Origin of the sequence: Algoriphagus sp. UBA3586 (assembly GCF_002376385.1) — a bacterium.
Lineage (GTDB): Bacteria > Bacteroidota > Bacteroidia > Cytophagales > Cyclobacteriaceae > Algoriphagus > Algoriphagus ornithinivorans.
This window is the reverse complement of the sequence record NZ_DFMT01000033.1, coordinates 11,331-35,912: the sequence shown is the minus strand read 5'-3', so window position 1 is coordinate 35,912 and position 24,582 is coordinate 11,331. Positions and strand designations below refer to the sequence as shown.

Below are 24,582 nucleotides of genomic sequence, written 5' to 3'. Positions count from 1 at the left end.
CATGTTGACAAAAATATTTTTTCTATTTATCGCAACTCTTTTGATTTCGAATCTAGCCCATAGTCAGGTAATAGAACATCCAGCCTATGATTCTTTGAAAAGAACTATTCTTGCTTTGGATCAAGAAGTCTATGAAGTGAAACTAAATTTACATCAAGCTCAAAGCCAACTGAAAACCGGGATTTTTGTAGCCACCATGGGATATACAATCACCATTATTGGTGGTCAATTATTAGGGTCTAATCCTGATTTGGGAAAGTCACTCCTATATGTGGGAGGAGCCACAGGTATCGCCGGAACTTTTGTTCTAGTCAAAGGATTTAAAAAGCTCTCTCTAAGAGCTCCTGATCCTCCTTTGGGTATTAGGTAGAGAGCTCCTCTGAAGGGCCTTCAGGTGCTACCATTATCACCGATTCTCTATCTACCATGACTGCACCTGGAGCAAGACCTTTCACCTTTCTTACAAACTTTGCTTCAGTGTAAATCACTGGAGCCAAGCTTTCAGTTTTGTATTTTGAATAATAAGCTGCCAAAGAAGCCGCTTTTTCAAGCACTTGATTGGGGACTTTCTCCTTGCCCTTTGTTCTGATGACAACGTGAGATCCCGGAACCTGCCTTGCATGCAACCATAAATCATCTTTGTGAATATAGTTTCTCAGCATCTCATCATTATCCTTGGCAGATTTACCCACCCAGATAGGGAAACCGGCATATTCGAATTGCCTAAAAGGAAGACTGACACTATCCTTTTGGAGCGACTTATCTTCTTTATGTGATTTTTTAAAATCCTTTAAATCTCTATAACCATCCAGGCTTTCCAACTCAAAGAGCTTGGTTTCCAATTCCTCCTTTTTTACTTTTTTAGAAGCGATAGCCTGTTCAATCTGGTCTAATTCAAGCTGCCTATTTTTACTTTTTCTGTAAAGGTTTTCAGCATAATCTTGAAGTTTCTGATTGGGTTTTAGCTTTACTTCGACTTCTTCTCCTGAATAAAAATTGGTAAAGTGATAGGTTAATTGACCTGACTTAAACTCATGAATATGAGCCATTATTACATCAGCTAATTGAGAAGGAGGGGCGGCTTGAATCAATGCCTCCAGCTTCTCTTGAGATTTTTTGATATAGCTTTCAGTTTTCTTGAGTTCGTCCCCATATTTCTTCAGCAAAGCCCTCTTTTCTTTTTCAAAAGAGCCCACGACCATGGCTTTATAAAAAAGCTCATTCAATGCATCTACGGGGTTGGCGAAGGTTTTTTGGATATTGGAATCAGGAAGCAAGGTCAAATAAACTTCCTCCTCTTTTTGAGCCAAGGAAAAAAGCGGGCTGTCGATCATGTCCAACAACTCCTGCATGAGTGCCCACTTTTGATTTATCGTTGCCTGTATGTATCCCCGCTCTTTCAACCATTCCCGAGGAATCTTCCCGAGAGTTGGCAAAAACTGGGAAGCATTGCCTTCAAGCCTGAAAAATTGTTCTTGACTTAAATCCAAGGGTTTTTCTAAATCGGGCCAGTATAGACTTTTATCTTCTACAAATTCATTTCTGAAAACCCGAATGGGTAGCTTATTTCCAGATTGATAATGAAGCACATTACTTCGATTTCCATGCAGTTTAAACAACAAAGTGCCTCCAGACTCCAATTCCAATCTAAAAGCCCTTTCATAGCTTAATACTTTACAGGAACTGATCTTTTCTCCTATTAACTCTGGAAAAAGGTCTACCGAATTCCTTTTAGCTCTTTTATAATCTTCAGGAAAAGCAAAATAAATCTGAGGTGGTAAAAAGTGCGCCCGGATGTACCGATGATTTTCACCTAATTCAGTTTCTATCACCAATTCATCTTTGCTTTGTGAAAAGCAGGAGATAATGGACATTCCTTTCAATTCCTGCTCAAGTTCAGGGCAGAGGTATTTCAGAAAATGATAATTGAGATGCATTAGTCTAAAGTTAACTCTAATCCATCGTAGGCTAAATGAATGCCTTCAGGAAGCTCCTTTTCAACTTCAGCATGAAGTCCCAGTTTGTGGGAGATATGGGTGAAATAAGTGTTTTTTGCTCCTAAACTTTCAGCCATTTCCAATGCTTCGTCCAAAGTAAAGTGGGAAATATGAGGCTTTTTTTGAAGGGCATTGAGGACGATGGTCTCAGAGCCTCGGATCAAATCAATAGATGAATCGGGAATGTGATTGGCATCTGTTATATAGGTGAAATCGCCGATTCTAAACCCTAAAACAGGTAATTTGTAATGTAAAACCGGAATAGGAGTGATGGTAATGCCTTCTATGGTAAAGCTTTGTTCATCAATTTCTATGGTTTCAACCTGAGGGACTCCCGGATATTTTTGACTGGAAAAGATATAAGAAAACTCCCTACGAATTTGATCCAGCACTTGAGCTCTTGCAAACACTGGCATATCTTTTTGCTGGGCAAAATTAAATGGTCTGATATCATCCAGACCAGCGGTGTGATCCTTATGCTCATGGGTAAATAGTACGGCATCTAACGTACTTATGCCACTTTGAAGGATCTGAGATCGAAAGTCTGGACCCGTGTCAATTACCAAACTCAGTTCGCCCACCTGTATGTGAATAGAGGACCTATATCTTTTATCTCTAAAGTCCAAAGATTTACAGACCGGACATGAGCAGCCAATGACTGGCACTCCCTGTGAGGTTCCTGTTCCTAAAAATCGTACTTTCAAAATTTTAATTGGGTTTGTTGCAATTCTTTTAAGAAATCCTGAACGGACTTCTCTTTAAAATCCTGAGGATTGAATTGAAGTTCCCCTAAAATGTCGATCAGTGCATTAATTTTCCCTTCTAGAGGGAAATATTTGTTGACAATGACGATTTTGGTGTCTTTTAATACACAATAGCCTGATTTAAAACTCCCTTTTTCGTAGCGTAAAACGTAATCTGATGCTGCGAATAGGTTTTCGAGTTTATCTAAAAAATGCTTTGTGTATTTGACTGCCATTTAGCTTAGGAATTTTTTCACTGTAGCCAAAACCTGATCGTAATCAAGAGGTTTTTGAATAAAGTCATCAAAACCGGCCTTTCTGAAATCATCATGAGTCATGTTGTGGATATTTCCAGAAATAGCGATGATAGGAAGTTTGGATTTTTTCTCATCTGCCAATTCGCGGATTGCTTTGGTGCAAGCGATTCCATCCAAGACAGGCATGCTGATATCCATCAAAATAAGGTCGAAATCCTCCTTGGCTAAAAGATCCAAAACTTGCTGTCCATTTCGGGCTGCTGTCATTTGGTAATTTTCAAATGCCAATACATTTTTCGTCAGGTTGATAATGACTGAACTGTCTTCACCTACCAAAATTTTCTTGTCTGCATTCATAGCTCAAAAATAGTTGCTTGATTTAAATATTGTTTGAAAGATTGTATTTCTTCTTCTAATTGATTCAGTTGTTTGGGGATTTCTTCTAAAGATCCTTTTCTACCGGATAGCTCAAGAGTCTGTGCCGCAAGAAATATTCTATTGGCTCCAAGGGTGCCCGAGTTGCCTTTCAAAATATGAATAGAATTGCTCAAATCCTCTAAATTTTTGCTTTCATATGCAATCTTTGATTTTTTTATCAGTTGATCGCACTCTTGCAAAAAGTCCAGATATACCTGTTTGATCATTTCCGGGTTATTGTATTTTGTCAATTGCTCAAAAACTTCCCGGTCTAAAATATTTTTTTGGAGGGTTTTTTCTTCACTTTCTTCCTCCGGTAAATTTTTTGAGTCCAAGGTGTTTTGAATCAAATTGAGAAATTCTCTTGGCCTTATCGGCTTGACCATAAACTCATCAAAACCTTGGGAAAGGAAGGTTTCCCGATCTGATTCATCTGCATAGGCCGTGATTGCAATAATCGGACAATCAGCTAATTCGTGCGACCTGATTAGCTTCATGGCTGAAATACCATCCAATTCAGGCATCTGAATATCCATTAAAATCAGGTCGAAACTCTGATATTTTAATTTCTCCAATGCTTCCAGACCATTCCTTGCAGTTTCACAATACCAGGATTGACTGATGAGATTTTCGAAAAGCTTTCTGTTGAGGTCATTATCATCAACGATCAGGATGCTTTTGCTTTTCATTCCTTTACTTTAGAATTTTACATCAAATCAAATCTCTAGGACTTGTCTGAAATACCTACATTAATTTTGGTTGTTGGCCCCACTGCAGTTGGGAAAACTAACCTTTGTTTAAAGCTAGCTAAATTTTTCAATACCGAAATCATTTCTTGCGATAGTAGGCAATTTTATAAAGAAATGAACTTGGGTACTGCAAAACCTACCCCGGATGAACTGGCTCAGGTTAAGCATCACTTAATAGATTCGCTGTCTATTGAAGATGCATATGATGTGAAGAAATTCGAGCAGGATGCTATGAATATTTTAACTCAGCTCTTCAAAGAAAAAAAAGTGGTCATTATGACCGGTGGTTCAGGCTTATTTGCAGATGCCATCACAGAAGGCTTGGATGAAATGCCGGAAGTTGAATCCGAAATCAGAGCTCAAATAATCCAAGAGTATGAAGAAAGAGGCATAGAATTTTTGCAGGAAGAGGTCAAAAAAGCAGATCCTGAATATTTTGAAACTGTCGACAGGCAAAACCCCCAAAGACTTATGCGAGCCTTGGAAATCTGGAGGGGCACCGGCAAGAAGTTTTCTTCTTTTAGGGTAAAGCAAAAGGTAGAGAGACCCTTTCAAACCATTAAAATCGGACTGAATCGGGATAGGGAGGAATTGTACCAAAGGATTGACCAACGCATGGATGAGATGATTCGGACAGGCTTATTTCAAGAGGCAGAAAGCCTTTTCAAAAAAAGACACTTGAATGCCTTGCAGACCGTAGGTTACCAGGAGATATTCTCCCACATGGAAGGTGAATATGATAGGGAAGAAGCTATCCGCTTATTAAAAAGAAACTCCCGCCGATATGCCAAGCGTCAATTGACTTGGTTTCGACGGGATTCAGCTATTCACTGGTTTCATCCTGATCAAGAATCAGAAATCATTCAGTGGGTTCAAACTAGATTGGCTGAAAACCACTGATTTTTGCCACCCAATTGTAAGGTGCTTTTTTGATCAGTTGATTGTATTGAAGTCGATTATACTTTAGCTCTCTGACTACCTTTAAGGCATCTTTTATTTTGGATTTTTTTTCGTCTGATTCTTTCAGTTTCTCCAAAATCACATCCGGATCTACCAAACTACCTGCAGTTAGTTGAAGCTCAGGAAAGGCCAAGCTTAATTGAGTAAGCAACTCTTTTTGAAGGTTGAGCTTCCTTTGTAAGGAAGTTTTTACGGTTAAGAAAAAAAGGAGACAAGCGCCTCCTACAGTCAGAAATAAAGGGATATAGCCCATTTTAGATACTTAAGATTTCTATCAGTTTCAAATGATCTTCAATCAGTGGTTTGGTTTTGCCAATGCAGTCTCCAAATGGAGTGTAAACAACCTGCTGATTCATCACTCCAGCCATGCAGTTCACTTCTCCTTTCAACAGACCTTCTACAGCTGCCATTCCACATCTACTTGCTAAAACTCTATCTCGGGCTGTAGGGTTTCCACCTCTTTGAATATGTCCTAAAGTAGTCACCTTAAATTCCTTGGAAGTGTCCTTGATTTTACTTTTAACTTTCTGCATCACCTCCTCAGCATTCCCGGCATCATCTCCTTCTGCTACTACGATAATGCTGGAAGATTTAGTCTTCCTGAGGTTTTTTAAGGACTTTACCACCCCTTCTATATCCGTAGCAGTCTCAGGAACCATTACGAATTCTGCTCCTCCTCCAATTCCTGATTCCACTGCAATAAAGCCAGCATCTCGTCCCATCACTTCTATGAAAAAGATTCTGTCATGAGCTGCAGCAGTGTCCCGAATTTTATCGATTGCTTCCAAAGCGGTATTAACAGCCGTATCAAACCCTATTGTATAATCTGTCCCGTATAGATCGTTGTCTATGGTTCCTGGGCAGCCGATAGTTGGGATTCCAAATTCTTCGAAGAAAATCTTTGCACCTGTAAATGTCCCGTCTCCTCCGATTGCGACAATGCCTTCGATTCCGTGTTTCATCAGGTTATTGTAGGCTTTTTTTCTGCCTTCCGGAGTTCTAAATTCTTCTGATCTGGCGGATTTTAGGATTGTTCCCCCACGCTGAACAATATTACTCACAGAGTAGGAATGCATGCGTTTGATATCGCCTTCAATCATTCCTTCATATCCGCGATAAACTCCGTAAACTTCCAGTCCTTTAAAAATAGCTGTCCTGACAACAGCTCTCACACAGGCATTCATACCTGGACTATCACCTCCTGAAGTAAAAACGGCAATTTTTTTCATGTTTTCTGTATTATCTAAAAGGTCAGTAAAACCAATCCTTCCACAGAATTTCCATAAAGGAGAATTTCAGATCGGCTGGTTTTAATAAAATAGGTTTTTAAGCCCCGCAAAAATAGGGATTAAAGGAGGAAAGCCGTAGTTTCTGGGATGATTTAAGTGTAAAATTTTATCTATGGAATGAAATCATATTTTTGAATAGTAAACCCAAAATCAAAATGAATAGACGAACTCTTCCCCTTGTGGATTTCCAAATACCCGAAATTTCTTTAGGCTGTATGTCTCTTCCTGAAAAGAAGAATGAAGGTAAAAAAATCATTCAGGCTGCGATTTCTTCAGGAATCAATTTATTGGATACAGCTGATTTGTATCAAAGAGGCTTTAATGAGGAAATGGTTGGAGAAGCCATTCAAGACCGAAGAGATCAGGTGATTTTAGCAAGTAAGGTCGGGAATGAATGGAGAAAGGATGGCTCTGGATGGGATTGGAATCCTAAAAAAGAATACATTCTACGAGCTGTAGATGCAAGTTTGTCCCGTTTGAAAACAGATTACATAGACTTATATCAGCTTCATGGAGGCACTATTGAGGATCCTTGGGATGATACCTTAGAGGCCTTTGAAATTTTAAAGAAAGAAGGGAAAATCCGAGCTTTTGGGATTTCCTCCATTCGGCCCAATGTTATCCGAAAAGTGATGGAGTTAAATCCTCCGGCAAGTATTATGATGCAATATAGCCCTTTGGATAGGAGACCTGAGGAGGTGGTTTTTCCTGTTTTGGAACAAAGTGAAACCCGGGTTCTAGTAAGAGGGGCATTCGCAAAAGGCTTATTGATAGATAAGCAATCCTCTGATTTCTTGAGTTATCATGCTGATAAAGTAAAGGCTATGAAGGACTTTTTAAATTCATTCATCTACTCAGCCGAGTCCTTGTTGATTCGCTTTGGCTTAAGCCAAAAGGCAGTTGCATCTTTGGTCATTGGTGCTAGTTCAGTAGCCCAGGTTGAAAAAATGTTGAGAGCCTACGAAGAAGGGATGCAGATAGAGGAAGACTTCATCCAGGCAATTCGAAGGAAATTACCCGCAAATCATTACCAAGATCACCGCTGATCAATTTCTTCTATACAGGATTTTTATTTCCCTTAATTTCAAGATTGAAAAAGCAACCACCCTAAGATACCTATGATTAAAAATATTTTCTTGCTACTTCTGATAGCCTTTATTGCTTGCAGTCCCAAAGTTGAAACAGAAGTTGATCGCTGGGAAGCCCGAGCTGCCCAAGTGGAAATAATTCGGGATGACTTTGGAGTTCCTCATATTTACGGAGAAACCGATGCTGATGCAGTGTTTGGACTGCTTTATGCTCAATGCGAAGATGATTTTAGAAGGGTTGAGCGAAATTATGTATGGGCAACAGGAAGATTAGCTGAACTGGAAGGAGAGGAGGCAATTTTCTCTGATTTGAGAGCCAATTTGTACATGACAGAAGAGGAAGCTAAGACTGCTTATGAAACAGCTCCGGATTGGTTGAAGGAATTATGTGTGGCTTTCGCAGATGGCATAAATTACTACCTACATACACATCCAGAAGTTGAGGCTCAGGTAATTACTCATTATGAACCATGGATGCATTTATTCTTTTTTGAAGGTTCAATAGGTGGAGACATCGAGCAGATACCTCTAAAAGGAATTCGGGAATTCTACGGAAAAGAAATCAGCGTTCCTGCCATGGAGGCAGTTGCTGAATGGAAAAGCCCTGAGGCATTGGAAGAACCTGCCGGATCTAATGGAATTGCAGTTGCCGGGGAACTCACAGAGTCAGGAAATGCCATGTTGCTTATCAATCCCCATACTTCATTTTATTTCAGACCAGAGGTTCATGTTGTTTCCAATGAGGGTTTGAACGCCTATGGAGCTGTGACCTGGGGTCAGCTTTTTGTTTATCAGGGATTTAATGAAAAAACCGGGTGGATTCATACTTCCACTAGAGTTGACTTTATCGATGAATTTGTAGAAGAAGTATTCCAAAAAGAGGATGGCTCACTGGTTTATCAATATGGAGATGAGGAAAGACCTGTAGAAGTAAAGCAAGCGACAATTAAGTATAAAACAGCCGAGGGGATTAAAGAGAAAACCTTTGACTTCTATAGAACCCATCATGGCCCGATCACTCACGAAATGGATGGAAAATGGGTAGCGACTAAAATTAATTGGGATCCTGTTCAGGCATTGATTCAAAGTTTTACCCGAACCAAGCTGAATAATTTTGCAGAGTTTAAGGATATGATGAATATCCGTACCAACTCATCCAATAACACTGTTTTTGCTGATGCAGAAGGGAATATTGGCTATTTCCACGGGAATTTTATTCCTAAAAGGAATCCTGAATTTGACTTTTCTGAACCCGTAGATGGCTCTAATCCAGCTACAGACTGGCAAGGTTTGCACACGGTGGATGAAAGCATTGTGATCCTCAATCCTGAAACGGGCTGGATTCAAAATTGTAACTCCACACCTTACACAGCCGCAGGTGAATATTCTCCGAAAAGGGAAAATTATCCTATTTACATGGCTCCTGATCAGGAAAATTTCCGAGGCATTCATGCAGTTAAAGTTTTGAAAGAGGCTAAAAATTTGACATTGGATTCATTTATAGAATTGGCACATGATCCTTATTTACCTGCCTTTGAGGCTTTGATTCCTGAATTGGTTGCGGCCTATGAAAAAGTAGGTTCTAAGAATAAAGAGGCGATTCAAGTGCTTAAAGCATGGGATTTCCGTACGAGTAAGGAATCAGTGGCTATGTCTCTGGCTCATTTTTATGGGATGAATTATGCGCGAAATGTAGGTTCATTGAATCGCTTCATCGACGATCCATCAATTAGTGGGGAATATTCTAAGCCTAGCGACAATCAAGTCGTGGAGGCTTTTGATCAAACTATTGAGGAAATGAATGCAGATTTCGGATCTTGGAATACCCCTTGGGGCGAGATCAATAGATTTCAAAGACTTTCAGGCGCTATTGATTTGAAGTTTGATGATGATAAACCATACATTCCTGTAGGAATGGCTTCAGGAACCTGGGGAGCTTTGGCAGCTTATGGAGCAAGAAGTACAGAAGATACAAAGCGATTATATGGATATAGAGGGAATAGCTTTGTAGCTGTAGTTGAATTTGGTAAAAAGGTAAAAGCTAAAAGTATTTTAGCAGGAGGTCAAAGTGGGGATCCTAATTCGCCTCATTTTACCGATCAGGCGCAGCGTTATGCTGATGCAAATTGGAAAGATGTGGCGTATTACCAAGAAGATGTTGAAGCTAGAGCAGAAGAGCGGTATAATCCAGGGAAAAGGAAATAATTGTATTGACGAAAAAAGCTCATGTCAATTCGGGCAAGGTCGATGGGTTCTCGACTTCGCTCGAACTGACATTTTATTGAAAAATATATCCGATTTTCTGTCTGTAAGAAAACTGAGGTGCATAAAAGAAGCACAGCAGATCAATTCAACCAAGCTTCGGTCAACTGTCTTCGGTCTCCATAATCGATGAGCAAAGGAGATTTGGCTACTAGCAAGATTCTGGATATTGATATAACCCGGTTTTACTCTCCTTTCTTGAAATCCATACTGACCGAATTGATACAATAGCGAATTCCTCCTTGATCTTTTGGGCCATCCGGGAAACGGTGACCTAAATGTGATCCACAATTTCCACAGAGAATTTCTTCTCGAATCATAAAATGTGAATAGTCCATCTGAACATCTATTGCCTCTGGGCGGATAGGTTCTGTGAAGCTAGGCCAACCACAGCCGCTGTCATACTTTTTCGAAGAGTGAAAAATCTCATTATTGCAGACCTTACACTCGTAAATGCCAGTGTCCTTGTTTAGGTAATATTGTCCCGTAAATGGCCTTTCTGTTCCCTTTTCTCTAAGCACATGATAGGACTCAGGATCTAGTTTATTTTTAAGTTCCTCTTCAGAGAATTGAACCGGATATTCTTTTTTATTTTTCTTGCTCATAGATTTCTATTTAGAATTCTAACCCATCTAATACCAAAGAAGTTTATCTGGGCTTTAATATGAGAGGCTCCTCTGTGCTTTTGATGATGTCCTTTTTATCCATCAACTGATATCGGTATTTCCCTTTGGCGTAAAGATTCGCCTGATCTTTATAGTGTTTGCTAAAACGATTCCCACTTTGACCTGTGGGAAGTACAGAAAGCGATTTTTGAATATTTTGAAAATCTATCAAAATCCGCATAGCCGGTCCAGAGGTAACCCTGTAAATTCCTTCTCCATTTAATTTGAAGGCCAGTTTATTGACTGCTTCATCATTGGCTGGAATCGGATCAGTTTTAACATTGAATATCTTGTCCAGCGGTTTTTTACTTCCTAAAGGGTGGGGATGCTCTGCGATTATTACCTTCTTCCAGTCCCAGTCATCTATATCTTTTCCTAATTGATCGCTAAGCTCATCCAGCGTAATCTGCAAGCTATTGGCAAATATGTCTTTTGCATTTTCTTTTTCGGGGGTTTGTATATCATCCCACCAAGGGCTTCCTATGTTTTTGATAAAGGGAAGGTTGGATCGAATCATCATAAATGTGCCCAGATAATTTTCAAAGCCAACTTTCCCCAGCTCATCTTCCATTGAAAGGCGAAGTGTATGGTATAACCATTTGTAATAAATAGTTGGAGTCGGGGAGTTTAACTCATGATTTCCGTCCCATTGGTTTAGAAGCTCTCGAGCTTTTTCTCTTCCTTGAAAATCAAAGTCCGGGATTTGATCCAGCATGAATTGGGCGATTTGAGAGTGGTCTGTATTGATCACTTCAAGCTGGACCGCTTTTACATCATCCAAGGTCCAATCATTTTTGGATTGAATAGCCTCAGCGATTCTTAGCCATCTTTCACCGGGATAATAATAGCCAGGAAAAAATACGCCATTTCTTAGGGTGTCAGGTTGATTATTAGCTGAGGCAACAAATCCCGAAGGAGGATTGATACTCATTGGGTTCATGCTGAAAGGGTACCAGCCCTGAGGCATGATTTCGGGATCTGAGCCATTTGCAAAAATCTTGGAATCTACTTTTTCAGATCGGATAGGCAATTTGGCAGCAGCCCACCAAGCGATATTGCCCAAACTGTCACCATACATGATATTCAAACCAGGCGCATGAATGAGCTCTGCGGCATGAGCTACATCCTGCATAGATTTGGCATGATTTATCTTGTAAAGTGACTCTAATGCTCTTGTGGGTTCTGAAGTATATACCCACCAAGAACTAACAGGATTTTGTGTCAAAGAGGCGATTTCAGAAACTACCCCATTCATGATGGGACCATGAATTGTTTGACGTATTTCAAAATCTACCGGGTCTTGCCCTTTTACCGGGATTTGATCTTTGAGTATAGTAAAGGGAAGAAATTCATCTCCATATCTGTATTCATTGGGATTATTGGGATTCAATTCTACTTCAAAAAAGTCCTGATCATCGTTTTCAAACATGGTCAAGCCCACGCTGTGAAACAAGGAATGTCCAACCAGACCAAAAGGAACACCGGCCAGGTGATTTCCATAAAAATTAAAACCAGGATATTCCAAATGCGCTTCATACCAAACAGATGGAGATGAGAAGCCAATATGGGTGTCATTAGCAAAAATGACTTTTCCGCTTTTCGTTTTAGATCCAGAAATGACCCAACCATTGGAACCTTCCAAAAGAGGAACAGGAAGTTTTTCTAGCATGGATATAAGCCCGCTGCCCGAAGTAGACTTAAGAGAATCAGGATAATGATTTGGGATTACATGGTGTTCCGGAAGTGTATGAACGGATAATGCTTGAAGGTAATTTTCACCGAGTTTTCTGCTCATTTCAGTAATCAATGGATCAGTCTTGACTGCCATGGCAAAAGTAAATGACATATAACCTAAAATAGAGTGAACATCATTGATAGTGAATTCCCGGGGCTTTTCTCCCAAAAGGGTATATTCTACAGGTAAAGTACCTTCCTGAATAAATTGATTTATTCCAGCTATATAGGCTTCAGTGGCTTTTTTCCAAGGAGAATCAGGTTGAGAGTTCCAAAAGTCAGTGGAGCTTTGAGCATGCTCAGGAATTCCCAGCGTTCTGAAAAACTGGTCTATTTCCAATAAATCCGGTCCTAAAAATTCGGCTAAGGTTCCAGTTCCGACTCTTCTCATCATCTCTAACTGAAATAGCCGATCTTGAGCATGGAGGTATCCAAGAGCCGTGTATGCATCAGCTTGGTTTGAGGCATAAATATGAGGGATTCCGTATTGGTCGAAGTAAACAGTGGTTTCTTCATTTAACCCTTGGATTGTAATCTCCCCTTCATATTGAGGAGTATGCAATGCTGTAAAAACCAATGCACCAATTGCTAAAATAAGAAGCAAAATGCCTAATACGATTCCTGTTTTTCTCATGTGTCAAAATTTTAGAAAAGATAATTGAAATAAAAATTGAAATCTGCCTCAGGTAAAAGAGATAAAGAAATACAGTAGAAATAATTAGAAATACGCCTTCGGCGAAATAGATAAAGAAATACAATGGAAATAATTAGAAATACGCCTTCGGCGAAATAATAGAAAAGATACCTTTTAAGATAATTTTAAGATATGCCTTCGGCGAAATACGGATCAATTCCCCCTTTGGAAGTGTAAATTCAATTCAGGATGATAGCTATATGTAAAGGGGGAAAGGGGGATTTAGAAGTAAAGCTTTATTCAAGGAAAATACCGTAGAAATAATTTGAAATATGCCTTCGGCGAAATATTTAGAAGATATTTTTCAAGATATGCCTTCGGCGAGAAAAACCTCCGATCGTACTCGGATCGTAAGCTCCATAGGAGCGTACTATGTAGTAGCCAGGGGTTTTAACCCCTGGTTTCATTATGCAACGCCTTTACCCAGCGCTGGCCCTATTTCTTCTTTTGGAAATGGGGCTTTGTGCCAGCAAGACAGAACGAGATTTTATTTTTATCGGATAGAAAATCCAACGATAAAGCCTCGGAATTACTCCCGATTCTTGTCGTTGATCTGAGGGGCACTCTTCAAGAAATTATCAAAATATGCCTTCGGCAAATAGCCAAAAAAAGCATCGAAATATATCCACGGCTAAAAAATTAAACTTTTGACCTAATTAAAGACCTTCTGGCTTTTGGTATGGTTGATAAATTTATAAAAATAGATACTCCCTAATCCATAGCAGAGGATATCCCAATAATCAGAGGTATAGGTAGATGAATATCTTGGTAACAAAAACTCAAATACTATGGAGACATACACAAATGCAACCAAAACCTGAGGCTTAGAAAAGCTGAAAAGCTCCTTTTTAGGATGAATCCACTGATATATTTGAAGGGTTATTCCGAGTATAACAGGCATTGCTAACAAATCATCAGCATAAGAGGAAAGGAAACCGCTTGAATGCCAACCCATGACTCTTTCAAAAAACTGGTTCGTCCAAAATAATATTACCGGAATAAAAAAGAATGGATTTTTGATCACTTTCATTATCCGGGGAGCGCTGCAATTAACCAAAGGATGAAAGTAATGATAGCCATATAGATGGTGTAAAAGAAGTTGCCGATCTTTTTGAAAGTTTTGACCAAATCAGAATCATCTTCCTTGATGTAAAACATCCAGTTTTCTTCATTGGATTTCTTATCAGCCTCTCGTTTTTGTTGATTTTCGAGGTCTTTGCCTCCCAGTGGTTTGCCGCAATGCTGGCAAGTATCTGTAAGATTCTGATTCCAATCAGACCATTGCCCACAATGGGGGCATTTCTTCTGTCCCATAAAAAATAAAGTTTAAAATTAAGCTACATCTTCAATCGCCTGCAAAATGATGCTACAGGCACCTTTTATTTCTTCTTCGGTTATTACCAATGGTGGGGCAATTCTCATGGAATCATCGCAAAACAGAAACCAATCTGTAATCACACCCAATTCGATTGCTCGGTCAATAATTGGTTTTAGAACTTCAAAAGATTCAAACTCAACGGCCATCATCAAACCTTTGTTTCGGATACCTTTGATTTTGGGGTGAATGAGTAGTTTTTTGAAAAGTGCTGCTTTTTCCTCTACCTGAGCGATCAAATTTTCTTTTTGTAAAATCTGAATAGTGGCTAAGGATGCAGCTGCGCTTACTGGGTGCCCACCAAAAGTAGTGATATGACCCAGCAAAGGATTATTCTTGAAAACTCCCATCACCTCTTTGTTGGCTATAAATGCTCCGATCGGCATTCCACCTCCCATACCTTTGGCACAAACAACTATATCAGGGACTATATCAAAATGCTCAAAAGCCCAGAATTTGCCGGTTCTGCCAAAGCCAGCCTGAATCTCATCCAAGATTAATAATGCTCCTACTTCATCACACTTTTTCCGTAAAGCCTGAAAATAATTTGTACAGGCTACTCGAATTCCGGCTTCTCCTTGGATGGTTTCTACGACTACAGCAGCAGTATCCGAATCAATTTTCACCAGATCTGCATAGCCACCATACACTATATTGGTAACTCCAGGTAAAAGAGGTCTATACGCTCTTTTGAAAATTTCATTTCCTCCTATACTCAGCGAACCATGAGAACTCCCATGATAGGCATTGATGCAGGAGAAAAGCTTTTTTTTGCCAGTGTATCTCTTAGCCAACTTAAGCGCTCCTTCAATTGCCTCCGAACCACTGTTTACAAAATAGACATTGTCAAGCTGATTCGGTAAAGTATCACAAAGTGCCTTGGCAAGTAGGGTTTGGGGAGTTTGAACATATTCTCCATAAACCATCAGGTGGAGGTATTTGTCCAATTGATTCTGGATGGCTTCCAGCACTTTTGGGTGTCTATGCCCCACATTACTGACTCCGATTCCTGAAATCAGATCAATGTATTTTTCTTGATTAGGCCCATATAGGTATACTCCCTCCGCCTTTTCCACTTCTATCATCAGTGGAAAATCTGTGGTTTGGGCGAGATGAGATAAAAATAATTGTCGGTTATTCATGATTTACTTATCAGAAACTCGAGAATCTGAAGAAAATTCCCAAAGGAAGCTTTTTCTCAAATTTATCCTGCAGATATAATTCTCCGTGCTCTGGGTTTTTCACTTCTCCGAAATTGGATTTAATCAGGTTGACAGCGATTAAAGAAGAAAAGCTGAGTGAATACATATTTAAGAGCAAGAAATGATCTTTTGGGTCTAAGATTTCTGCGCAGGTTTTTAGCATTTCATTGATTTGCTCTTCCAAAACCCATTTTTCTCCGTCTGGTCCTCTTCCATAGGCTGGAGGATCCAAAATAATTCCCTGGTATTTATTTCCTCTTCGGGCTTCCCGTTTGATAAACTTCATCGCATCATCCACAATCCAGCGGATTCCATCCAGCTTAGAAGCCTCCATATTGTGTCTAGACCAGGTCACTACTTGCTTGACTGAGTCTAAATGGGTGATATCTGCTCCAGCTGCTTTGGCTGCCACAGAAGCTGCTCCGGTGTAGGCAAAGAGATTGAGAACTTTTGGGTTTTTTACAGGAGAGCGTTTGATAGTGGAGAAAATATAATCCCAATTGACAGCTTGCTCTGGGAAAAGGCCAATGTGTTTAAAGGACGTTTGGGCAAGATTTAGCTTCATGTCCAAACCTTCCTCATTTTGATAGCCGATTTGCCAATTGTGAGGCATTCTTTTTAATTGCTCCCAATGGCCTTTTTCAGGGTTGTTTTTTTCTTTTGCAAAGTGGGCATGGGCCAACTTTTTCCATTCGGAGTCTTGCATGCTTTTATCCCAAATAGCCTGCGGTTCGGGTCTGCTGACAATAAACTCTCCGAAGCGTTCCAATTTCTCAAAGCCTCCTGTATCAATCAACTCGTAATCTTTCCAAACTCCGGGACTAAGGGATAAAATTCTGTCTTGCATAGCTAGTTATTTGAGCGAGCAAAAATAGGGAAATTATAGCAGACCCAAATTCGCCAGGCATTCCTCACTATATTCCCAAAGAGCTCGGGCATTTTCAGGATCTAAGGAAGCGGAATTAGATGATTTAGGCTTCTTTCTGACATAATAAGCTCCGCTTTTGAGTTCTTCTGAAGGTGTTTTTGCTAAAAAAATATTGGTTTGGGCTCCTTTCTTGGCTGAAATAAAAAATAATTGAGTTGCCCGAATGATCATCTTGCTGATTGGGTCTGTTTCGGATCCGAATGCTGTTTTGACTGCTCCAGGATGCAATGAGAAAGAAGAGATGCCTTGCTCACTAAATCTTTTTTTTAATTCTTTGGTGAATAGAATATTATAAAGTTTTGCCTGACAGTATGCTGAGAAGGGATTTCCGGATTTTTTGAGACTTGGGTCTTCAGTATTAAAACTAGCGATTCTATGAGCCTCTGAACTCACATTGATAATTTTTGCTTTGCCTTTGAACAGGGCATTTTCTACTAATTTAAATAGGAAAAAATGTCCCAGATGGTTGACTGCAAAAGTCATATCGAAGCCATCCTCTGTCTTTTTTCCAGCAGGAAACATGCCGCCTGCATTATTGATCATAACTTGGATTTCAGAATAATTTTCCTGAATATAAGATCCGGCATTTTGGACGGATTTCATGGAAGAAAGATCCATTTCTACCCAGTCTAGCTTTTCGGTTTTTGGGAATTGGCTGGCTATTCTTATGGCTTTTTCCAAATTTCTTACTGGTAAAATAAATCGGTCAAAATGGGGATAAAGTGCTTTTAGAGTTTCTAGTCCAATTCCGGAAGTGCTGCCTGTCAAAAGTAAATTCATATAGTATTTTTCTAAGACTACTCAAAAAGTACTCTCTTGGTTTTCAGTTTACTGTAGCGTTGACAACATACAAAAATGTTATGCATGCAGAATTTTTGTAATTTTAGCCTTATTTTCCCAATCTAAGCGAATAAATCCTAACCCTATTGAATAGCATTTGGCTATGTCGAAGAAATTTATTGATATAGAAAAGGCAATTGCCTCCAAAAACCCATCTTTATTGAAATGGATGCCTGGTTTTGTGCTCTCCTACATCAAGCGCGTCACGCATGAGTCTTGGATGAATGGGATCATGGACCGCATTGGACATTTGAAAGGTCTTGATTTTGTCAATGCATTGATTGAGGAGTTTGAGATGGAAGTAGAATTAATAGGAGAGGAAAAAGTACCCAGAGAAGGAGGCGTGATCATCGCTGCGAATCATCCTTTGGGTGGAATGGATGGAATTGCCCTGATGTATGCCTTGGGTAGAATCCGAACTGATATCCGTTTTTTGGTGAATGATCTATTAATGACCTTCGATAATTTTAATCCAATTTTTGTCCCTGTCAATAAGCATGGAAGGAATTCTCAAGAAACTTTGGATAAAATTGAAGAGGTATATTCCAAAGATTTTGCTGTGCTAATATTTCCGGCAGGATTGGTTTCCAGAAAAATAGACGGAGAAATAAAGGACTTACAATGGAAAAAGAGTTTCATCGCCAAGTCAAAAAAATATAAAAAAGATATACTTCTAAGCTTTATTGAGGGGGGAAATTCAAAATTCTTTTACAATTTAGCTAACTGGCGAAAGAAACTTGGGATAAAGGCAAATCTGGAGATGTTTTATCTTGCAGATGAAATGTATAAGCAAAGGGGTCAAAAAGTTAAGATTCGAATTGGTGAAAGAATCAAATATCAAACCTTTACCGATGAGAAATCTGATGCTCAATGGGCTGATCAAATGAAAGAAAAAGTGTATGAACTCGGATCGAAAAATGCATAAAGAGGCTGAAATTATTCCTGCAGTGAGCACGGAGTTGATTAAGGCTGAATTAAGGCCTGAAAGATTCATTCGTTACGCAAACAATGGAAACAATCTGGTTTATTTGGTTAATTACCACAATGCACCTAATGTGGTCCGAGAAATCGGCCGTTTGAGAGAATTGACCTTCAGAGCAGCAGGAGGAGGGACAGGCCTAGCATTGGATCTGGATGAAAATGACACTTGTGAAAACTGCTATGATCAATTAATTACCTGGAGCCCCGAAGATGAAGAAATTGTGGCTGGATATCGTTTGATCCATTGTAAAAAAGCTATAGACTCATCTGGAAAAATCAATTTATCCACTACTCACTTATTCGATTTTTCAGAGAAATTTATTTCTGATTATTTGCCTTACACTATTGAGTTGGGACGCTCTTTTGTTCAGCCTAAATATCAGCCAAGCATTGATAATAGAAAAGGAATTTTCAGCTTGGATAATCTTTGGGATGGGCTTGGAGCAGTGGTCTTATTGAATCCTGACGTCAAATATCTGTTTGGCAAAGTGACTATGTATCCACATTACAATAGAGAAGGAAGAGATCTTTTGCTGAGATTTATGAATCATTATTTCCCAGATAATGAAAATCTAGTCAGTCCCAAGCCTGAGTTAAGACTTACTTATGAAACCGAATTAGGAACAGGTCCAAATATTTTTGAAGGGCTGGATTACAAAGAGGGCTATAAACTTCTCAATTCCAGGATTAGAAATTACGGAGAAAATATTCCTCCTTTGATCAATACTTACATGAATTTGTCTCCTACCATGATGACTTTTGGTACGGCTCTGAATGATGAGTTTGGAGAGGTAGAGGAAACAGGAATTCTAATCACATTAAAAGATATCTATGATACCAAAAAACATAGACACATGGATACCTTTGAAAGAGACAGAGTTTTAGGAAGTAGAAATGGGCAAAGCTAAAAAAACATTAATCGTAGGTGCTACTCCGAATCCTTCCCGATATGCATTTGTAGCGGCAGGAATGTTTGATGACAGGGATATGGAATTTATCCCCATTGGAATCAAAAAAGGGGAACTTTTTGGAAAGGAAATTCTGGATTTGAGACAAAAGCCAGCTTTAGAAGATATTGATACGATCACTTTATATATCGGACCGGATCATCAAGAAGAGTGGATTGATTATTTGCTTTCACTCAATCCTAAGAGAATCATTTTTAATCCAGGAACCGAAAACCCTGAGTTTTTTCAGGCAGCAAAAAAGCAAGGTGTGGAGGTGACCCCAGCATGTACTTTAGTTATGCTTAGTACTGGTCAGTATTAGAGATTTTTTTGAAGAAATTATCCATATACAAAATATGTGGAAAGGAAATTAGGGAGATTAATACGAAAAATAAAAGCAGTAATTCCTGAGATTCTAAAAAACTAAGACCCAAAAATAGGATAAGGCCAATTCCTATGAAACTCAAAATTGAGAAGGGGAGGAGTTGAATTAGAAATTTTTTAAAGCCTCGGAATTTGGGGAATTTTTCCAGAAATCGGTATTCGACCATCATACTTGGAACAGCATGCCAGAATCCAAAGTAAATAATAAAGGAAACTAGCAATGGGCTAAAGTATAAAAGTAGAGGAAGGACAGTCAGATCAATCAAATCAGCTTTACTGAATCCAATTTTCAGATATAATTGAATTGATAAACTGCTGATCAAAAATACGCTTATAATGAGAATTTGAGAATCATAGAATCCCTTAATATCTAAAATAGGAGCTAAGATTGATTGGGTCATTTCAAAATCTCCAAAGAGAATCACAGACAGCATTAACAATCCCCTGCTGCAGTATAACAAAGAATTTAAAAGTCTATTATTAGCAACTTCCCGCTTGATAAAGTGAGTTTGTCCGAAGTGATAGGCGGACATAAGAAGAAATGCGGCCAGTGCGATTTTGGGTACTACATACCAAATCAAAAGATAAGCTGCAATCAATGATAAGTAGTTGATTAAAAATCTGATAAGGCTTTTTTGGTTGGTATGAGGATTGGATGTTAAATGGTCTATTGCTCCATGGGGGATTCCGGCTGTAAGTAGTATAAGTAGAAAAATCCCATAATCCAGAATAGGAAAATCAAACGAGAAAAGTGCATATACACAGCCTATCCCCAAGCCCAATGCTTTGAAAATGCCTTCAATGCTTCTCATAATTCAGGAGGCTTTTGATGAAAATAGGAAACCGTAGTCGGCTAAGCAATTTAATTTCTTGAAAAAGACTAGTTTCTTCTCCCAAGAATTTCATGACCAAATCAGTTTCATTCCTTTTAAACAAATCCTCGAAAATTCCTTTGAGTTCATGAGGCCATTTATGGGCGATATTGAGTAGGATGTTATCATAAAAGCGAAATCTGGCAGGAGACTTTTCGGTTTTAATGTTGTTTTCACCACTCACTAGCTGATTGACAAGTGATTGAGCTCTCTTTTGAATGGTGTGGAATGTATAACCTGTAGAAGCCTTAGTCCATCCCGCTTTGGTACCGATAGGAATGATACGTTTTGAAAAATCGGGGGCTTTTATTTGAGTTGTCATTGGAATAACTCCTTTTTCCTGAAAAGTGATTTCATAAGCTATTCCACCAAATTTTTCCTCCAGATACTCTTTGATTTTTGCGTTTAAGATTTCTTGACTTATATCCTGTCGACTGTAAGCAGTATACTCTATCAAGGCTGATTTGGAATGATAGGGTAGAATGTAAAAGAAATCAAATAGACCCTTTTCACTTTGGGTCCACTCCATCATCGTGAAGGTTGATTTATCAAAAATGTTTTGATCAGTTTCGATTTTCCATCCAGCAAAGATCTGTTTTAGAGCTTTGGAACCTAGGTGATCCGAATCTGTTAGTCTGGAATCGAAAATATAATTTCCTTGATAGATAGTATCATTTGAGGTGAATACTTCTACTGAATTTTCTTTTTCAATGATTTGAGTGATAGCATTTTGTTCATGAGTCACATTGGGGTGAGATTTTAAAAAAGAATAAATGTGTTCAAAAAAATCTCTAGAATTTATATGGAAATACTGAAGGTTTTCCATTTGGTGGGTTGCCTTTTCATAATTGGAACTCAAGCTAAGTTGATTCCAGGAATGAATTGCGTTTCTTGGGTGAATTGGTAAAGGCTTTTCAGCCCAATAGCACCAAGTTTTATCCGGTATTTGACCCATGTTTGGGTCTAGAAGTAATATTTTTGAATTTCTCAAAGGACTATTGAGTAGGTGATATACCATACTAAGTCCGGCACAACCCGCACCTGCAAATATGTAATCGTAGTGCTTCATGGGAAGAAAAGAGCCGCCCGAAAGGGCGACTCTTAATTAGGTTTATGCTGCTGCAGTTTTGTTTTTGGATGATTCGGAAATTGCTACAGAGTAGATTACCAAACCAAAACCGATTTTGTTGATAGCATCAGCCAAGTTGTAGAACAAGTCGATTGAGCTTACCTCAAATGCACCTGATAACAAGTTTCCTGGCAATACCATATAACCGATTGGATAGATTGACCATCCTAGGGTGATGAAGATTTTCAATAGGAACATAGCTCTTCCTAAAGCAGGGCTGTTGGAATCTTTAGCCAATTTCGCTACATCTCCTGCGAATACTTCATATACGATATACAAATAACCTAGGGTAGATAGGATACCCCACATGATGTTGCTATCGATACCTGAAGTTTCACCGATGTAACCGGTAATTAGCATGAAAAGAGATGCTACGATCAATTTGAAAAGAATGGAACCTTTTGCACCAAATGGTTTGGTTAACAAATAGAACTCCACACACATCAAAGGTACAGTCAAAGTCCAGTCAACATAACGGAAAGCTGTTGGACTGGAACCAGTTTGTAAATAGAAATCTCTCATGTAGTAATAGTGAACTGCGGCAATACCTGTGATCAGTCCAGATACTAAAAGAGAGGTTTTCCATTTTCCATCTACAGATCCTCTTTCTACGAAAAAGAAGACGGCAGAAGCGAACATAGCCATATACCCAATGAAGAAGGTAATGGCTACCGGGTCTGAGTTAATGATTCGATCTAGTCCTACTAGATCGGCTGCTAAGGTTAGGTTCATAATTTTTTAATGGGGAAAGTGTTAACTGTTTGATTTGCTTACTTAAATAGATTCAGAATTAAATTTGTTTAACAAAAAGACCCCATAATTAAACAAAATGGTATAAAGCGTTAAAAAACAAGTTTATATGTGCTATAATCAGGTAGGAATAGGTGAAAAAAATTTTACAAAAAATATAGAATTTAGAATAATATTTGGGTTATTAGAGCTAAGGCATACTATTGTATTCACTTAGATAATGCTGTAATTATTCTCGTTTGAGTCACTTTTTTTGCTTATCTTGCCGAATCAATTGAATTTCAGAAAATCACCGTTTAAGCCCGTTTTAAGGGTTTTTTTCCAGTTAATATGAGCGAAGAAAAAGCGAAGAATCCGGCAGAGTACGGAGCCGGCAATATTCAGATTTTGGAAGGTCTGGAAGCAGTTAGAAAAAGACCTGCCATGTACATCGGAGATGTAGGAGTAAAGGGTCTTCACCACCTAATTTGGGAAGTAGTGGATAATTCCATTGACGAAGCCTTGGCTGGTCATTGTGATGCAATTCACGTTACTGTCAATGAAGACAATTCCATCACTGTGGAGGATAATGGTAGGGGTATCCCAACCGATATGCACCCAAAGGAAAAACGTTCGGCCTTGGAGGTCGTCCTTACTGTGCTTCACGCAGGAGGTAAATTTGATAAGGATACTTACAAGGTTTCCGGAGGTTTGCACGGTGTGGGTGTTTCCTGTGTGAATGCTTTATCGACAGACCTAAAAGCTACTGTTTTTAGAAATGGGGTTATCACCGAGCAGGAGTTTAAAATTGGTGTTCCTCAATATCCTGCGAGAGAGATAGGAAAAACAGATAAAAGAGGCACTATCATCCACTTTAAGCCGGATGCCAGCATTTTTGCTATTACCGAATTCAAATATGAGACCATTGCCAACAGGCTTAGAGAAATGGCCTTTTTGAATGCGGGAATTCGAATTTATCTCAAGGATCTTAGAGAAATTGAAGATGATGGAAATCCAAAGTCTGATGAATTTTTCTCTGAAGGAGGTCTGGTTGAATTCGTAGAATACCTGGATGAGACTAGAGAGAAAATCATCGATGCACCTATTTACATAGAAGCTCTTGATCAGGAAGTCCCTGTCCAAGTAGCAATGAGCTATAACAATTCCTACACTGAAAATGTGGTTTCCTATGTGAACACCATCAATACTTATGAAGGTGGTTCCCATGTAACTGGATTCAGAAGAGCTCTTACCAGAACACTCAAGTCCTATGCTGATAAATCCGGCATGTTGGATAAGTTGAAGATTGAAGTTTCTGGTGATGACTTTAGAGAAGGTCTTACTGCGGTTATCTCCGTGAAAGTTGCAGAGCCTCAGTTTGAAGGTCAGACCAAAACTAAATTGGGTAACTCCGATGTAGTAGGTGCAGTAGATTCTGCTGTTTCTGAGACATTACAGTCTTGGCTGGAAGAGCACCCAAAAGAAGCGAAAACTATCGTAGGAAAAGTAATCCTAGCAGCTCAGGCAAGACATGCAGCTAGAAAAGCGCGTGAAATGGTGCAGCGTAAGAATGTCCTTGGAGGCGGTGGTCTACCTGGAAAGCTTGCGGATTGTGCAAATTCTGATCCTACTGTTTGTGAATTATACTTAGTGGAGGGTGACTCTGCGGGTGGTTCAGCCAAGCAAGGGAGAGACAGAGATTTTCAAGCTATTCTTCCTTTGAAAGGAAAAATCCTGAACGTAGAAAAAGCGCATGAGCACAAAATCTACGATAATGATGAAATCAAAAACATCCTGACTGCCTTAGGGGTTAAGTTTGGAACTGCTGATGACGATAAGGAACTTGATTTGACCGGTTTGAGATATCACAAAATCATCATCATGACGGATGCTGATATTGATGGTTCCCACATCCGAACTTTGATCTTGACTTTATTCTTCAGATATATGAGAACCTTGATTGAAAGAGGGTATATCTACATTGCTTTACCACCTCTTTATTTATTGAAGAGAGGTAAAGACGAGCGCTATTGCTGGACTGAAGAAGAGAGAAAAAGGTTGATCTCCGAGATGGCCAAAGACGGTAAAGAGGACAGTGTCGGTATTCAGAGATACAAAGGTCTCGGTGAGATGAATCCAGAGCAACTTTGGACTACTACCATGGATCCAAATGTCAGAACCATTAAACAGGTGACTATCGATTCGGCAGCTGAAGCAGACCATCTCTTTAGCATGCTGATGGGAGATGAAGTCGCCCCAAGAAGAGAGTTTATCGAGAAAAATGCTAAATACGCAAAAATCGATACCTAATACTTCCCAAAGGGGCTTTCGAGCCCCTTT

The 24,582-nt window shown here is 39.2% G+C and carries 25 protein-coding genes; 8 read left to right on the top strand and 17 right to left on the bottom strand.

The window, feature by feature from the left end:
* The first annotated feature begins 1 nt into the window (after nt 1).
* Nucleotides 2-370, top strand: a complete 369-nt coding sequence (locus tag B2906_RS12465) for a hypothetical protein (RefSeq protein ID WP_245756355.1) — start codon at nt 2-4, stop codon at nt 368-370.
* On the opposite strand, the gene B2906_RS12460 is transcribed toward B2906_RS12465, so the two are convergent.
* Genes B2906_RS12460 through B2906_RS12440 form a run of 5 tightly spaced genes read right to left on the bottom strand, consistent with a single transcriptional unit; the run spans nt 363 to nt 4,103 of the window.
* Complete coding sequence (locus tag B2906_RS12460) at nt 363-1,937, bottom strand: NFACT RNA binding domain-containing protein (protein WP_286939905.1); 1,575 nt, start codon at nt 1,935-1,937, stop codon at nt 363-365. The two genes, B2906_RS12465 and B2906_RS12460, sit on opposite strands and share 8 nt — an antisense overlap.
* The gene (locus B2906_RS12455; protein ID WP_286939904.1) at nt 1,937-2,701 is read right to left on the bottom strand and encodes an MBL fold metallo-hydrolase; all 765 of its coding nucleotides are present in this window, start codon (nt 2,699-2,701) and stop codon (nt 1,937-1,939) included. Before B2906_RS12455 ends, B2906_RS12460 begins: the two co-directional genes overlap by 1 nt.
* Nucleotides 2,698-2,976 (bottom strand): hypothetical protein, encoded by a 279-nt coding sequence (locus B2906_RS12450; RefSeq protein ID WP_091649833.1) that lies wholly within the window; start codon nt 2,974-2,976, stop codon nt 2,698-2,700. Before B2906_RS12450 ends, B2906_RS12455 begins: the two co-directional genes overlap by 4 nt.
* Complete coding sequence (locus tag B2906_RS12445) at nt 2,977-3,354, bottom strand: response regulator (protein ID WP_091649836.1); 378 nt, start codon at nt 3,352-3,354, stop codon at nt 2,977-2,979.
* Entirely contained in the window at nt 3,351-4,103 is a 753-nt protein-coding gene (locus B2906_RS12440) for a response regulator (RefSeq protein WP_286939902.1), read from the bottom strand. Before B2906_RS12440 ends, B2906_RS12445 begins: the two co-directional genes overlap by 4 nt.
* Nucleotides 4,104-4,145: 42 nt before the next feature.
* On the opposite strand from B2906_RS12440, the gene miaA reads away from it, so the two are divergent.
* A complete protein-coding gene (gene miaA / locus B2906_RS12435) occupies nt 4,146-5,063 on the top strand; it encodes a tRNA (adenosine(37)-N6)-dimethylallyltransferase MiaA (protein WP_286939901.1) in 918 nt (305 codons plus the stop codon).
* Here the strand turns inward: miaA and B2906_RS12430 are convergent.
* Both B2906_RS12430 and pfkA read right to left on the bottom strand, forming a co-directional pair.
* Nucleotides 5,041-5,376 carry a hypothetical protein gene (locus B2906_RS12430; protein WP_286939900.1) on the bottom strand — a complete coding sequence of 112 codons (336 nt, stop codon included), beginning with the start codon at nt 5,374-5,376 and terminating at the stop codon, nt 5,041-5,043. The two genes, miaA and B2906_RS12430, sit on opposite strands and share 23 nt — an antisense overlap.
* Nucleotide 5,377: 1 nt before the next feature.
* Nucleotides 5,378-6,352, bottom strand: a complete 975-nt coding sequence (gene pfkA / locus B2906_RS12425; RefSeq protein ID WP_286939898.1) for a 6-phosphofructokinase — start codon at nt 6,350-6,352, stop codon at nt 5,378-5,380.
* A gap of 215 nt (nt 6,353-6,567) precedes the next feature.
* On the opposite strand from pfkA, the gene B2906_RS12420 reads away from it, so the two are divergent.
* Together B2906_RS12420 and B2906_RS12415 are read left to right on the top strand one after the other, a co-directional pair.
* On the top strand, nt 6,568-7,458 hold the full coding sequence (locus B2906_RS12420) for an aldo/keto reductase (RefSeq protein WP_286939897.1): 891 nt from the start codon (nt 6,568-6,570) through the stop codon (nt 7,456-7,458).
* A 72-nt stretch (nt 7,459-7,530) separates the two neighbouring features.
* The gene (locus B2906_RS12415) at nt 7,531-9,705 is read left to right on the top strand and encodes an acylase (RefSeq protein ID WP_286939894.1); all 2,175 of its coding nucleotides are present in this window, start codon (nt 7,531-7,533) and stop codon (nt 9,703-9,705) included.
* Nucleotides 9,706-9,947: 242 nt separating this feature from the next.
* On the opposite strand, the gene msrB is transcribed toward B2906_RS12415, so the two are convergent.
* From msrB to B2906_RS12380, 7 genes are all read right to left on the bottom strand, one after another.
* Entirely contained in the window at nt 9,948-10,367 is a 420-nt protein-coding gene (gene msrB / locus B2906_RS12410) for a peptide-methionine (R)-S-oxide reductase MsrB (protein WP_144603131.1), read from the bottom strand.
* Between the two features lie 43 nt (nt 10,368-10,410).
* The gene (locus tag B2906_RS12405) at nt 10,411-12,795 is read right to left on the bottom strand and encodes a penicillin acylase family protein (protein WP_144603134.1); all 2,385 of its coding nucleotides are present in this window, start codon (nt 12,793-12,795) and stop codon (nt 10,411-10,413) included.
* Between the two features lie 712 nt (nt 12,796-13,507).
* The gene (locus B2906_RS12400; RefSeq protein WP_144603137.1) at nt 13,508-13,885 is read right to left on the bottom strand and encodes a magnesium citrate secondary transporter; all 378 of its coding nucleotides are present in this window, start codon (nt 13,883-13,885) and stop codon (nt 13,508-13,510) included.
* Nucleotides 13,885-14,169 carry a hypothetical protein gene (locus B2906_RS12395; protein ID WP_091649860.1) on the bottom strand — a complete coding sequence of 95 codons (285 nt, stop codon included), beginning with the start codon at nt 14,167-14,169 and terminating at the stop codon, nt 13,885-13,887. The genes B2906_RS12400 and B2906_RS12395 overlap by 1 nt, the downstream gene beginning before the upstream one ends.
* 18 nt (nt 14,170-14,187) lie before the next feature.
* The gene (locus tag B2906_RS12390) at nt 14,188-15,372 is read right to left on the bottom strand and encodes an aspartate aminotransferase family protein (protein WP_286939891.1); all 1,185 of its coding nucleotides are present in this window, start codon (nt 15,370-15,372) and stop codon (nt 14,188-14,190) included.
* Nucleotides 15,373-15,382: 10 nt separating this feature from the next.
* Complete coding sequence (locus B2906_RS12385) at nt 15,383-16,279, bottom strand: class I SAM-dependent methyltransferase (protein WP_286939889.1); 897 nt, start codon at nt 16,277-16,279, stop codon at nt 15,383-15,385.
* A 33-nt stretch (nt 16,280-16,312) separates the two neighbouring features.
* Nucleotides 16,313-17,140: an SDR family NAD(P)-dependent oxidoreductase gene (locus tag B2906_RS12380; protein WP_286939887.1), complete on the bottom strand. Its 828-nt coding sequence runs from the start codon at nt 17,138-17,140 to the stop codon at nt 16,313-16,315.
* Between the two features lie 163 nt (nt 17,141-17,303).
* Between B2906_RS12380 and B2906_RS12375 the strand changes: the two genes are divergently transcribed.
* From B2906_RS12375 to B2906_RS12365, 3 genes are read left to right on the top strand one after another with little or no spacing between them, the layout of a single operon-like run.
* Complete coding sequence (locus B2906_RS12375) at nt 17,304-18,125, top strand: 1-acyl-sn-glycerol-3-phosphate acyltransferase (RefSeq protein ID WP_144603158.1); 822 nt, start codon at nt 17,304-17,306, stop codon at nt 18,123-18,125.
* Nucleotides 18,118-19,089, top strand: coding sequence for a GNAT family N-acetyltransferase (locus B2906_RS12370; protein WP_414631667.1), 972 nt, complete (start codon nt 18,118-18,120; stop codon nt 19,087-19,089). Before B2906_RS12375 ends, B2906_RS12370 begins: the two co-directional genes overlap by 8 nt.
* On the top strand, nt 19,076-19,450 hold the full coding sequence (locus B2906_RS12365) for a CoA-binding protein (RefSeq protein WP_144603163.1): 375 nt from the start codon (nt 19,076-19,078) through the stop codon (nt 19,448-19,450). Before B2906_RS12370 ends, B2906_RS12365 begins: the two co-directional genes overlap by 14 nt.
* Here the strand turns inward: B2906_RS12365 and B2906_RS12360 are convergent.
* From B2906_RS12360 to B2906_RS12350, 3 genes are read right to left on the bottom strand one after another with little or no spacing between them, the layout of a single operon-like run.
* The gene (locus B2906_RS12360; RefSeq protein ID WP_286939882.1) at nt 19,431-20,324 is read right to left on the bottom strand and encodes a Brp/Blh family beta-carotene 15,15'-dioxygenase; all 894 of its coding nucleotides are present in this window, start codon (nt 20,322-20,324) and stop codon (nt 19,431-19,433) included. The two genes, B2906_RS12365 and B2906_RS12360, sit on opposite strands and share 20 nt — an antisense overlap.
* Nucleotides 20,311-21,453: a lycopene cyclase family protein gene (locus B2906_RS12355; protein ID WP_286939880.1), complete on the bottom strand. Its 1,143-nt coding sequence runs from the start codon at nt 21,451-21,453 to the stop codon at nt 20,311-20,313. The genes B2906_RS12360 and B2906_RS12355 overlap by 14 nt, the downstream gene beginning before the upstream one ends.
* Nucleotides 21,454-21,495: 42 nt before the next feature.
* A complete protein-coding gene (locus B2906_RS12350) occupies nt 21,496-22,245 on the bottom strand; it encodes a bacteriorhodopsin (protein ID WP_286939879.1) in 750 nt (249 codons plus the stop codon).
* A 348-nt stretch (nt 22,246-22,593) separates the two neighbouring features.
* Between B2906_RS12350 and gyrB the strand changes: the two genes are divergently transcribed.
* Nucleotides 22,594-24,552: a DNA topoisomerase (ATP-hydrolyzing) subunit B gene (gyrB, locus tag B2906_RS12345; RefSeq protein ID WP_219959131.1), complete on the top strand. Its 1,959-nt coding sequence runs from the start codon at nt 22,594-22,596 to the stop codon at nt 24,550-24,552.
* Nucleotides 24,553-24,582: the final 30 nt, after the last annotated feature.